An 11664-nucleotide genomic window follows, 5' to 3' on the forward strand; every position below is an offset into this window, starting at 1 on the left:
CGGACCGCGCCTCAGGGCAGGACGACGAAGCTCTGGCCATCCATGACCAGCGCGTTGATGTCGGGCGGCGCAATCGCATAATCACCTTGGTGCAGCGCATCGAGCCGTGCAATTCCCGCATCCGCCGGGACCAGCGGGGCGGCGCGGAGCCGCTGCGGCGCAGCGCCCGCGCCCGGTCCGCCCGCCAGCGAAAACGCCTCTTGCGCGACAAAGCCGCCGCGGCTGTCATAGAAAAGCACGGCCTCTGCCCCGGGCAGTCGCGGCAGAAAATCGGCCACGACCAGCACGCAGCCGGGATTGCCGCCCGGTGTGGGACGCAGGCAGCCATCCAGCCATAGCCGGATCTCGGCGGGGTGCGCCTCGGCCACGATACGCTGCGCGACGTCAGCCTCGGATGCGGGCAGGACGGGCATCAGCGCCAGCAGGTCGCGCCGCAGCCCCTCGCGCATCTCGCGCCCGTCGCGCGGCACGGCATCCAGCCGGGCCAGCGCCGCCGCCAACGGTTCGTCGCCTGCATCCGCCCGGACGCGCAGATCGTCCAGCACCGCCTGGCCCGCATGGCCCCAGCCCCCGGCCAGGTCCCATAACGGCAGATCCTGCGGCTGGACCCCGCCCGCGTCATAGCGCGCAAGCTGGCTTTGCGCCGAAATGCGCTCCGGGTGCAGCAGCGGTGTCAGCCAGGCCAGCGCATAGACCGGCAGAATCATCGCCATACCCATGTTCGCCCGCCGGATATGGCGCATCCAGCGTCCCCCCCACAGCAGCCCCCGCAGCACCGACAGCGCATAGGCCAGACCATAGCCGAGCAGGATCGCCGCCGTTCCCGCGCCGATCAGCCGCTGTGGCGTCCAGCCAAAGTCGCCGACCCGCAGCCAGATCGCCCAGACCGCCAGCCCCGCGATCATCGGCAGCATCAGCGCCAGCCCCTGCACCGACAACCGCAGCAGGGGCGAGTGGACGGCGGTGTCATCGCTCGCATCGATTCCGCTGCTGACCAACAGCGTGATCCCGACCGCCATCGACAAGAGCGTCCCCGCGACCGAGGCGCCGCCAAACGGGCTCTCGAGCCCGCGCAGCGGCAGCGCGATCAGGAACACCCCTACCACGACCAGAACCACCGGGATCAGCACCCGGAAGAGCCGCAGCATCAGCTGGGGCGAGACGTAATCCGAAAACTCATGCACCACGGCCAGCGCCAGCCCCGCCGCAAGCCCTGTAAAGATGTAGGGAAAGGCCGGGACATCGCGCAGCCGCGCGATCACCTCGACCCCCGCCACCTGCAGCAACAGGTCCGACAGCCACAGCACCAGCCATCCGATCCCCACGAACATCGCCGCCGCCGCATAGCGGGCGACGATGCTCCAGCCGTGGCCGAACAGGGCGGCATAGTTCCGCCACCCCTCACCCCGCCGGCGCGCGGCGATCAGGAAGGGCATCGGCACCAGCGCAAGGATCAGCGCGGCCATCCCCGGGTACTGCAGGTCGAAAAACCGCGACGGGTCCGCATGGCGCCCGCTCGCCCATCCCAGCGCGACCGCAACGACCAGCGCCAGCCCCGCCGCGGGCAGCACCGCGCGCGCGGCAAGGGGTCCGAGCATCGCCAGAAGGCAGCCAAAGAACACGGCGGCAAAGGAAAAGACCGCCACCGTCCATTGCGGATCGGTCAGCAGATCGCCCAGCACCTCGACGAGCAGCCAGAACCCCGTGCCCGCCGCCGTTCCGACCAGCACGAAGGCCGCCCGCATTCCCGTTGTCTCTGCCTGCCGCATGTCCTGCCCGTTCCTGTCCTTTGTGGCGCAGGTTAGGCGCAGCCGCCGCCGGGTGCCAGAGCCCCCGCGCAGGGCATCCGGTCAGAAATCCGTGGGCGCGCCGCCTTCCTGCTTGCGCCGGGCCACGAATTCCTCCAGCGCCGCGCGATGGGCGTCCTCCATCGGCGGGGGCTCGAACTCCTCCAGAATGGCCTTGTAGATGCGATGCGCGCGTTCCGCCGTGCCGACCGCGCCATCGAGGCTCCAGGCCTCGAAGTTGCGCCAGTCGGATGCGATGGGCGCGTAAAAGGCGGTGCTATAGCGGTCCTGCGTGTGCTGGCAGCCAAAGAAATGCCCTTGCGGCCCCACCTCGGCGATGGCGTCGAGCGCGATATCCTCGGGCGTGGTCGCCCAGGTCGCGGGCTCGAAATAGCGCTGGATCATCTGCAGCACCTCGCAATCCATCACGAATTTCTCGGGGCTGGCGATCAGCCCGCCCTCCAGCCAGCCGGCCGCGTGATAGACCATGTTGGTGCCCGATTGCACCGCCGCCCAAAGGCTGTTCGATGTTTCCCACATCGCCTGCCCGTCCGGGATATTCGCGGCGCAGACGCCCGACGATCGCAGCGGCAACCCGTAGAACCGCGCCATCTGCCCGGTCATCTGGGTCGCGCGCATGTATTCCGGCGTGCCAAAGGCGGGCGCGCCGGTCTTCATGTCCACGTTCGAGGTGAAGGTTCCGATCCCCACCGGGCAGCCCGGGTTGATGTATTGCAAGAGCGCAATCGCCGACAGCCCCTCGGCAAGGCTGAGCGCGACCGCGCCCGCCATCGTCACGGGCGCCATCGCCCCCGCCAGCGTAAACGGCGTCACGATCACCGCCTGCCCGCGCCGGGCGCAGCGCATCGCCCCGTCCAGCATCGGGTGGTCATGCTTGAGCGGCGAGACCGAGTTGATGTTCGTGTACATGCGCGGCCGCGCCTCGAACGCCTCATGGCTGAGCCCGCCCGCAAGGCGCGTCATCTCCATCACGTCCTCGACCCGCTCGGCGCCCAGGCTGTAGGCATGGACCACCTTGTCGGTCAGGATCAGCTTTTCCCGCAGGCAATCGAGATGCCGGACCGAAGGATGGATGTCGATCGGTTCGACCGGATAGCCGCCCGCGACATGGATGCAGTTGAAATACTGCGTCAGCTTCATGAACTCGCGGAAGGTCTCGAAATCGCCGGGGCGCTTGCCGCGTTCCAGATCCCATGCGTTGGGCGGACTGGAGACGTTGACGAAGACCATGTGCCGCCCGCCGATGACGATCTCGCGCCCGGGGTTGCGGGGGGTGATGGTGAAACTTGCCGGCGCGTGGGCCAGCATCTCCATCACGAAATCCTCGTCCATGCGGACATTCGTGCCCTCGACCCGGCAACCGGCCTGCCGCAGGATCGCGCAGGCCTCGGGGTTCAGGAACTCGATCCCGATATCCCGCAGGATCGTCATGCAGCCACGATGCAGGGCCTCGACCCCGGCCTCGTCCAGCGGTTCGGTGGGCCGGTCGGGGTTTTCGGGGATGCGCCAGGGCATCTGGTCGATGACCGCCGTGCCCGCGCGGATACGCCCGCCCGCGCGGCCGCCCGCCCGCTTTCGCCGGGCCGGACCGCTCGCGATATCCTCCGTGACGGTCATTGCGACACCCCCTTGCTGTTTCCGACAGAACAGCAAGCGGCGCGCGTCACCGGATTTCCATTCCCGACGCGAATGCGTCGTTTTCGGCCGGCGCGGATGAATCAGACGGGGCCGGCACCCGCCTGGGCCGCGATCCAGTCCGGCAGATGACCGATATCGGGCAAGACAGCATCGGCAAAGGGCGCAAGATCGGCCGTGCCCGCGATGCCCGTCAGGACGGCGACCGTGCGCATTCCCGCCGCCCGTCCCGCGACAAGGTCGTGCAGGCTGTCGCCCACCATCACCACCGCATCGGGCCGCAGCCCGAAGGCCGAGGCAAAGGCCAGAAGCTGCCCGGCCGCAGGCTTGCCGCCCCAGCCGGAATCCGACCCGGCGATGAAGTCGAAGCAATCCTCGACCCCTGCCGCCTCCAGATGGGTCCGGGCGGGCGTTTCGGCGTCGTTCGTCGCGACGCCCAGCCGCAACCCCCGCGTCCGAAGCCCGCGCAGCAGGGGGCGCAGCGGCACGGCCTCGGCCTGCGGGGCGTCGGCGGCAAGGCGGTTCATCTGCATCACCAACCCGCCCAGATCGCGCCCCGGCAGGAACGGCAGCAGATGCGCGGCAATCTCTGGCGGGGTCGAGGCGATGACGATGCTGTCCTTGCGAAAGCTGCCGCTGTCGCGGTCATAGCCCAGGGCATCGGCCATCTGCGCCCCAAGCGCCGCGTCGCCCTGCGCCAGAACCTCGGTCAGGCGCGCCGTCCAGTTGCCCCAGGTGGCGTGGAAATCGAACAGCGTCCCATCCTTGTCAAAGACGACGCCCTGCAAATCGGCCATGTAACCTCCGGTGTTGCCGCGCCTTAACGCAGCCCCGCCCCGCGCGCAATTGACAAGCGCGCCGCAATGCCGGAGCGTGCCGCCATGTCCCAGCCCCGCCCCGAACGCCCGCCCCACACCCCGCCGGACCGCCCGCAGGGCGGCGCCCGTGAAAGCGACCGGACCAGCACGGCCTACCGGCTCCATGAATCCGTGCTTTACCAGATGACGCTGACCTCGCGTCTACAGGAACGGCGGCTGGACGATGCGCTGCGGACGCTGGGCCTGACGCGGATCACATGGTGCACCCTGCTTGCCGTGCAGAACGAAGGCCTGCGGCAACCGTCGGAAATCGCCGAGTTCATCGGGGTGGACCGGACGGCGCTCTCGCGCGCGCTGCGCCAGATGGAAGAGGCCGGATGGCTCGAACGGCGTTCGGGCGCCCCCGACCGGCGAACGACCACGGTCGAACTGACCGCCGCGGGCTGCGACCTGCTTGCCGCAGCGACCCCGCTGGTCGAGGAGAACGGCCGCCACTTCCTCGGCAAGCTCGGCCCGGGCGAGGCCGCGGAGCTGGGCCGCCTGATGGCCCGCCTGCGCGAGGGCGAGGCCCGCGACCTGCCGAAGTTCTGACCTCCGAAGTTCTGGCCGGGCCGAAGCTCCATCCGGGGGCCGCCCCCTCAGGTCCAGTGCATCTGCGCCCCGCCCGGCAGCGCGGCCCGCGCCTCGGCCAGCCGTTCGTAGCGCAGTGTCAGCGCATCACCGCAGGCAACGACCCAGGCATCGTCCATCAGCAGGAAATCCAGGACCGCGCCCAGAAACTCCGGCTCGGCGGCACGCTGCCGCAGGTCGTCCAGCGAACTGCCCGTCGCCCCAAGGAAAACCGGCAGCAGGTCATCATTCGCGGCCAGCCAGCCAAGCGCCTGCAACGCGACGGTTTCAGCCTGTTCCTGACGCATCGCCATGGTCCTTCTTCGCCTGTCTCACCTTACCTGTCTCAAGACTTCCTTAACCAGTTCTGCGCCAAGCTGACAGCGGGTTCAGAAAGGCGGGGGCCGCATGGCGGGACAGATCCTCATCGCGGATGGCGACAGCGCGCGGCGCAAGACGCTGGAAAATCTCGTGTCAGCGGCATGTCATCCGGTCGCCGGTGTCGCGACCCTTCCGGATCTGCGCGCCGCGCTGCGCGACGGACCCGCGCTGATTCTGCTGGGGCCGCTTGGCGATGCGCCGCCGCAGGTCACCGCCCGTATCATCCGCGCGCGCCCCGATGGCGCCGCGCTGCCGGTGATCGCGCTTTGCGCCGATGCCGATGTGGCCGGCGGCCTCGCCTGTCTTGAGGCCGGCGCGGATGAGGTTCTGTCGGATGAGGTTCTGGGGGATGACGCGGCACCTGCGCTGCTGATGGCACAGATCCGCGCGCTGCTGCGGCGACAGGACGAACTTGCGGGCCTGCACAGCCAAAGCGCGCCCTGCCGCGCCATCGGCCTTGCGGAACCGGGCGCGCTGTTCGAAAGCCTGCCGCGCATCGCGCTTGTCGCGGCGACCGCGCAGCGCGGTCTTGCCTGGCAGCGTGCGCTGGAACCGTGGATCGCCGCCGAATTCACCGTCATGGACCGTGCCGAGGCACTGGGCGGGGTGCTGCGTGGGGCGCCGGCCGGCGCGCGCGCCGCGGATATCTACCTGATCGACGCGGCGATCGAGGCTGCGGGCGACGGGCTTCAGCTTCTCGCCAGCCTGCGCAGCCGCGCAAGCAGCCGGCAGGCCGCCGTCGCCGTCGTCCTTGGCCCCGACGAATGGGCGCTTGGCGCGACCGCGCTCGACCTCGGGGCGGATGCGCTGGTCCCCGACCGGTTTCGTCCGCAAGAGGTCGCGTTGCGCCTTGGTGCGCATCTGCGCCGCAAGCGTGAGGGGGATCGCCTGCAGTCGCTGGTGACCGACGGGCTCCAGCTTGCGATCCGGGACCCGCTGACCGGGCTTTTCAACCGGCGCTACGCGCTCAGCGAGCTTGGGCGGATCGAGGCGCAGGCGCGGCGCAGCGGCCGGTCCTTCGTCGTGATGGCCATCGACATCGACCACTTCAAGGCGGTGAACGACACCTGGGGCCATGCGGCAGGCGATGCCGTTCTGGCCCGGATCGCGCGGCTGATGCAGGACGGCCTGCGCGAGGCCGACCTTCTGGCCCGGACGGGGGGCGAGGAATTCCTGATCGTGCTGCCCGGATGCCAGATCGGCGCCGCCCGCCAGATCGCCGAGGGGCTGCGCCGCCGCATCGCCGAAACCCCCGTCGCCCTTCCGGGCCTCGATGGCGCGGTGCAGGTGACGATCTCGATCGGCCTCGCGGTGGGGGATGGCAGCCTCTCGCGGATCAGTGCCGAAGAGGCCCTGCGCGACGCCGACCGCGCGCTTCTGCGCGCCAAGGCCGGCGGGCGAAATCAGGTCACGATCAGCGCCCGCGCGGCCTGATGGGCTTGGGCGTTCTGCGCAGGCGGAACGTTCGGACGACGATGATGACCGGCGCCACGCGGCGTGCTGCCGAGTGCATGCTGGGCGTGAGCCCGGACCTGATCCCCGACCTGCCGTTCCGCGTGCGTGGGAGGCCTGGACGAGCTCGATGAACTGCTTTCCGATGTGCCTTCCGCTCCGCGCGGTTTGCCGAACCGCCGATACAGGCCTGCGGGAAGGGGCCGGTTCAACTCCGCCCGGGAACCGGGCGTTTGGGCGCGTGGCCACGTCAGCGGGCCAGTCGTCCTTTGCACGCGGGGCGGCGCGCGGCCAGGGTGATCTCCGGCGGGCCCGGGTATCTTGCCGACCGTCCCCTTGCGCGCGGGCAGAGGGCTGCACCGTCCGGCTAGAAGCGCCCAAATCCGTTCGCCGCTTCGCGCGAGGGGGCAGAGCCGCGCGAGCGCGCGTCAGCAACCGGCCCCGTGCCGCCCGTTTTCCGCGCTCGCGTGGTGGGGCGAGGCCCAAGCACCGCGTCCAGGCGGCAAACGTCAGGCCAACCCTAGGGCTGCGGCGCATCCCCATGGCGGCGACCGGGCCCACCGCCCCCCGGGCCCGGCCGGCGGGCAAGCGCCTCTTCCAGCCGGTCGGCAAAGCCCGCGCGCGCGGCGTTGTCCATCTCGGTCAGGCGGGCCAGCAGGGCGCCATGTCCGATCTCGGTCGCGCGCAGCAGGCGCCCGCGCTGCGTCTCCAGTATCGCGGCCACGGCGTCGGGCGAGAAGGGTTGGGCGCGCAGCGCCTCCAGCAGGCGCGCCTGCTCCGCGCGTTGCTGATCGCGCAGATCGCGCAGCGCCGGCACGTTTTGCCGGAAGGCAGACCGCAGCGCCGCGCGATCCTCGGGCGAAAGCGCCTCGGAATAGGCGCCAAGGCTGATGTCGCGCAGCACCACGGGGGGCGGGCCGCCCGGCCCCCCGCGCGTGATCACCCCGCCCGCCAGCACGCCGAGCCCGACCAGGTTCACCGCCAGCGACAGGAACAGCAGGATCTGCATCCAGCGGGGCGCGCGGGGGCGCCGGGGGGCGCGGGCGGTTTCATGCGGCTCGGCCATGTCTTACCCCTCTCCCAGAAGGTCGGCGAATATCTCGTACTGGTCGGTGAGCTCCAGCGCCACCGGCTGCGACCAGAGCCCCTCGGCAAGGCCCGCGACGGCGGCGGGCGGGCTGAGCCCGAGCCAGAGCCCGGCGACCGTCGCTGTCACGAGGCCCGTCACCGCCTGCCATCCGCCGAAGGCCGACAGCGCCTCGCGCCAGCGCGGGCGCAAGGAACGCCGGGGGGCAAAGGCGGGGGGCGCGGGTTGCAGCCGGTCGGCATCGGCCAGAATGCGCGCCATCAGATCCTCGCCCGGGGCGGGGGTCCGCGTTTTCATGGCGGCAAAGAACGGATCGAGGGATGTCGCATCCTCCCGCTCCGCGCCGCTCGGCAGATCATTCCGTTCAGTCATCGCCATACCCCAGATCCCGCCGTCGATGCCGCAGCATCCCGGCCAACGCCCTCTTTCCACGTGCCACGAGGCTTTCGACCGCCTCGGTTCCAATTCCCATTATCGCGCCGATATCGGGGTTTCCCATCCCCTCCAGATGGCGCAGGACGACCGCCTGCCGCTGCCGTTCGGGCAACCGGTCAAGCGCCGCCTGCAACGCCTCGGCCCGATGCGCATCCAGCATCGCCGAAAGGGGGCCGGGTGCGCCGTCCTCCGGTTCCGGCACCGCGTCGAGGTCGACGGGCCTGCGCCGCCGCAGCCGGTCGGTGCAGAGGTTCGCGACCACCCGGTAAAGCCAGGTGGCGACCTGCGCCTCGCCCGGGCGCCAGTCGGGCGCGATCCGCCACAGACGCAGCATCGCCTCTTGCGCCACATCCTCGGCCTCGGCCCCGTCGCCCAGCATCCGCGCGGCAAAGCCGAGGCACCGGGGCACCAGCCGCCGGGCCAGTTCGCGCGCCGCCACCGGGTCGCCATTGGCGTAGAGAACCAGCAGCGCCTCGTCCGTGGCCTCGGTCAGGGCGTCATAGGGCATGTTCATCCTGCCTCTGGCCTATCCCGATTTCCGTTCCCGGGCAATCCGCCCGCCCATGGCGCGTGCGGACCCGGGTTTTTTCCAGCACCGCGCCCGAAAGGATCCGGGCGCGGCAGTCCTGTCGCGCCGTTTACTGCGCGGTTGCGGGCGCACCGGGTTCCGCCGGCGCGGCCTCGGCGGGCGGCGGCGGGCGGCGGCCTTCGGGCCGTTCCCCGCGCGGACCGCCACGTTCGCCCCGTTCAGCCCGGGGGCCGCCCAGACGCCCTTCGCCCCGGCGCTGCTGCATCATGGCGCGGGCGCGCTCGAATTCCTCGGCGGTGATCGCCCCGTCGCCGTCACGGTCGATCCGGTCAAAGATCGAGCCCGGCATCATCGGGATCACCGCGCCAGGATAGGCGGCCATTTCCTCGACGCTCAGCAGGCCGTCGCCATCGAGATCCAGCGCCGCGACAAGGGCGGTGGCGCGCGCCTCGACCTGCCGCTCGATCAGCCGCATCTGATGGGCGGCGATTTCCTCGGCCGAGAGGAGCCCGTCGCCATTCGCGTCGAGCCCCTCGATACGGCTGGCGCGGAACGCGGCGAATTCCTCTTGCGTGATGCGGCCGTCGCCATCGAGGTCGAAGGTCTCGAACGAAAAGGCGCCCGCGCCCATCCCCGCACCAATCCCGTGATGACCACCGGGGCCGAAGCCCTGCGCACTGGCGACCGAACCCACGGCCGATGCGGGCCCGGCAAGGGCGAGCGCGACCGCCAGGGCATGTGACTTGCGTATCATGAACAACAACTCCTGCTTCATGGGACGCGGCACTGCCGCCGCGTTCAGACATGAAACGGAGGCAAGCGTGGCTTCCGTCGCGGAAAATGATGCGGGGCGGTTCGCGACATCCCGCCGCAAGCGGGATCAGGGTCTTTCCCCGCGGGGAAATAAGGATTAATCAATCCTTTCGGCATAACACATCCGCAGCACGAGGCGGATAGGATGGCACCCCCGATGACAGACGAACCCGACCGCCCGCTGGGCCCGGCGCTGCGCCGTGGCTGGAAACGCCGCTGCCCGAATTGCGGGTCCGGCCCGCTGCTCAAGGGCTATCTGAAGGTGCGCGACACCTGCCCGGTCTGCGGCGAGGACCTGCACCACCACCGGGCGGATGACGGGCCGGCCTATCTGACGATCCTGATCGTGGGGCATGTGCTCGCGCCGCTGATCCTTTGGGTCTATGGGGTGTGGCGGCCCGAACCGCTGGTGACGATCACGATCTTTTCGGTGGGGGTGGTGGCGCTGTCCCTTTATCTGCTGCCGCGCCTCAAGGGGGTCATCGTCGGCGTGCAATGGGCCAAGCGGATGCACGGGTTCGGCAGGCCGCCCGGATGACCCCGTCCATACGGGATGCGGCCAGCATCGTTTTGCTGCGCGAAACGCCGGACGGTCCTGCCGTGCTGATGGGCCGGCGCAATGCGGGCGCGGCCTTCATGCCGTCCAAATTCGTCTTTCCCGGCGGCGCGGTTGACCCGGGCGACGCCGGCGTCCCCCTTGCCGCGCCCCTGGCCGACCCTTGCGCGCGGCGGCTGGGCGCAGGGGGTACGGCACTGGCCGCGGCCGCCCTGCGCGAACTGGCCGAGGAGACCGGCCTTCTGCTGGGGGTTCCGGGCGCATGGGATGCCCCGGAGCCATGGCGCGCCTTTGCCATGGCGGGTCTGCGCCCCTCTGCCGGCGGGCTTTGCCATTTCTTTCGCGCGATCACCCCGCCCGGGCGCAGCCGCCGGTTCGACGCGCGGTTCTTCCTTGCGCCCGCCTCAGCGGTTCAGGGCAGCCCCGACGACTTCACCCGCGCCTGCGACGAACTGGACAGCCTGCACTGGGTGCCGCTGGGCCGTGCCCGGAATCTCGACCTGCCCTTCGTCACGGAACTCGTGCTGGCCGAGGTGGGCGACGCCATCGCGTCGGGGTTCCGCATCGACAGCGTGCCCTTTCTGGACAACAGCGGCCCCGAGCCGGTCTTTCGCCGTATTCCCTGACCAGAGCGGATGCGGCACCGGGTCCTTGGCCCGCAGCAGGTAACGCCGGAAGACCTCGGCATAGGACCGGTACATGTAGCCGTCGTTGCGGCTGAGATACCGCTGACGGTTGCCGAAATAGAGCGCCGGCAGGCGATACCACGGCACCGCCGGGTGCATGTGGTGCACGACATGCAGGTTGTTGTTGAGGAAAAGCAGCGACAAGGGCCCGCGATCCTCGATGATGACGGTGCGGCCCCGCGCCTTTTCATGGGCCTGATGTTCCAGAAACGTCCGGATCTTGAGGATGCCGAACCCCGCATAGGCGGCAAGGCCATACGCCCAGCCCGGCATCAGGGCGATCCAATGCATCCACGCCAGCACCATCGCCACGCCCAGGCCATGCAGCAGCCACGCCCGGCGCACGCCCGCATCGCCCCGCAACTGCCATTCGCCCCGCAGGAACAACGCCTGAGAGATCAGCGGCCCGAGCAGGATACGCCCGATCAGCAGGTTGTTTGCGCGCAGCAGAACCCGCATCGGGCGCCCCAGCTGCGCCCATACGGCAGGGTCGAGATAGTTCGATTCCGGATCGTCATAGGGATCGGTCAGGATCGCGTCGCGATGATGCGCCAGATGCGTATCACGAAAACGGCGATAGGGCACCAGAAGCCCCAGCGCGGGAAAGACCAGCGCCTCGTTCAGGCGGCGGCTGCGGAACGGGTGGCCATGCAGCGCCTCATGCTGAAGCGAGGAATGAAGCGCGATCGCGAGCGTCAGCACCGGCAGCCCCGCCCAGACCGGCAGCATCGTGCCCAGCGCCCAGACCCCGTAGCAGAGCATCAGGAGGCCAAGGGTCGGCCATTCCACCTGCCATTCCGCCTTTGCGCGCGTCAACGCCTTCATCATTCCCCCTTCCGGATCTTTTGCCCCTTG

General features: G+C 70.0%; 12 protein-coding genes and 1 pseudogene. 4 read left to right on the forward strand and 9 right to left on the reverse strand.

Features of this window, described 5'->3' with window-relative positions; translation table 11 throughout:
- Nucleotides 1–11: 11 nt before the first annotated feature.
- From ACFSGJ_RS04690 to ACFSGJ_RS04700, 3 genes are all read right to left on the reverse strand, one after another.
- The gene (locus tag ACFSGJ_RS04690; RefSeq protein WP_390259837.1) at nucleotides 12–1769 is read right to left on the reverse strand and encodes a DUF4153 domain-containing protein; all 1758 of its coding nucleotides are present in this window, start codon (nucleotides 1767–1769) and stop codon (nucleotides 12–14) included.
- Between the two features lie 81 nt (nucleotides 1770–1850).
- The gene (locus tag ACFSGJ_RS04695) at nucleotides 1851–3425 is read right to left on the reverse strand and encodes a trimethylamine methyltransferase family protein (protein ID WP_390259838.1); all 1575 of its coding nucleotides are present in this window, start codon (nucleotides 3423–3425) and stop codon (nucleotides 1851–1853) included.
- Nucleotides 3426–3526: 101 nt separating this feature from the next.
- Complete coding sequence (locus ACFSGJ_RS04700) at nucleotides 3527–4240, reverse strand: HAD family hydrolase (protein ID WP_390259839.1); 714 nt, start codon at nucleotides 4238–4240, stop codon at nucleotides 3527–3529.
- An 84-nt stretch (nucleotides 4241–4324) separates the two neighbouring features.
- Between ACFSGJ_RS04700 and ACFSGJ_RS04705 the strand changes: the two genes are divergently transcribed.
- Nucleotides 4325–4852, forward strand: a complete 528-nt coding sequence (locus tag ACFSGJ_RS04705; protein ID WP_390259840.1) for a MarR family winged helix-turn-helix transcriptional regulator — start codon at nucleotides 4325–4327, stop codon at nucleotides 4850–4852.
- Between the two features lie 47 nt (nucleotides 4853–4899).
- Here ACFSGJ_RS04705 and ACFSGJ_RS04710 read toward each other — a convergent pair whose 3' ends face one another.
- Nucleotides 4900–5184 carry a DUF3572 domain-containing protein gene (locus ACFSGJ_RS04710; protein ID WP_390259841.1) on the reverse strand — a complete coding sequence of 95 codons (285 nt, stop codon included), beginning with the start codon at nucleotides 5182–5184 and terminating at the stop codon, nucleotides 4900–4902.
- Nucleotides 5185–5278: 94 nt separating this feature from the next.
- Between ACFSGJ_RS04710 and ACFSGJ_RS04715 the strand changes: the two genes are divergently transcribed.
- Nucleotides 5279–6685, forward strand: a complete 1407-nt coding sequence (locus tag ACFSGJ_RS04715; protein ID WP_390259842.1) for a diguanylate cyclase — start codon at nucleotides 5279–5281, stop codon at nucleotides 6683–6685.
- Nucleotides 6686–7223: 538 nt separating this feature from the next.
- Here the strand turns inward: ACFSGJ_RS04715 and ACFSGJ_RS04720 are convergent.
- The 4 genes from ACFSGJ_RS04720 to ACFSGJ_RS04735 form a co-directional block, all read right to left on the reverse strand.
- Nucleotides 7224–7769 carry a periplasmic heavy metal sensor gene (locus ACFSGJ_RS04720; RefSeq protein ID WP_390259843.1) on the reverse strand — a complete coding sequence of 182 codons (546 nt, stop codon included), beginning with the start codon at nucleotides 7767–7769 and terminating at the stop codon, nucleotides 7224–7226.
- Nucleotides 7770–7772: 3 nt separating this feature from the next.
- Nucleotides 7773–8162 (reverse strand): dihydroorotate dehydrogenase, encoded by a 390-nt coding sequence (locus tag ACFSGJ_RS04725; RefSeq protein WP_390259844.1) that lies wholly within the window; start codon nucleotides 8160–8162, stop codon nucleotides 7773–7775.
- Complete coding sequence (locus ACFSGJ_RS04730) at nucleotides 8155–8739, reverse strand: RNA polymerase sigma factor (protein WP_390259845.1); 585 nt, start codon at nucleotides 8737–8739, stop codon at nucleotides 8155–8157. Before ACFSGJ_RS04730 ends, ACFSGJ_RS04725 begins: the two co-directional genes overlap by 8 nt.
- 124 nt (nucleotides 8740–8863) lie before the next feature.
- Nucleotides 8864–9508 carry an EF-hand domain-containing protein gene (locus ACFSGJ_RS04735; RefSeq protein ID WP_390259846.1) on the reverse strand — a complete coding sequence of 215 codons (645 nt, stop codon included), beginning with the start codon at nucleotides 9506–9508 and terminating at the stop codon, nucleotides 8864–8866.
- Between the two features lie 216 nt (nucleotides 9509–9724).
- On the opposite strand from ACFSGJ_RS04735, the gene ACFSGJ_RS04740 reads away from it, so the two are divergent.
- Together ACFSGJ_RS04740 and ACFSGJ_RS04745 are read left to right on the forward strand one after the other, a co-directional pair.
- A complete protein-coding gene (locus ACFSGJ_RS04740) occupies nucleotides 9725–10105 on the forward strand; it encodes a DUF983 domain-containing protein (protein ID WP_390259847.1) in 381 nt (126 codons plus the stop codon).
- A complete protein-coding gene (locus ACFSGJ_RS04745; RefSeq protein WP_390259848.1) occupies nucleotides 10102–10749 on the forward strand; it encodes an NUDIX hydrolase in 648 nt (215 codons plus the stop codon). The genes ACFSGJ_RS04740 and ACFSGJ_RS04745 overlap by 4 nt, the downstream gene beginning before the upstream one ends.
- Nucleotides 10750–10842: 93 nt before the next feature.
- Here ACFSGJ_RS04745 and ACFSGJ_RS04750 read toward each other — a convergent pair.
- A pseudogene (locus ACFSGJ_RS04750) lies at nucleotides 10843–11637 on the reverse strand (fatty acid desaturase); the annotation flags it as partial.
- Nucleotides 11638–11664: the final 27 nt, after the last annotated feature.

This window comes from Halodurantibacterium flavum, from assembly GCF_042681825.1.
Classification (GTDB): Bacteria; Pseudomonadota; Alphaproteobacteria; order Rhodobacterales; family Rhodobacteraceae; genus Halodurantibacterium; species Halodurantibacterium flavum.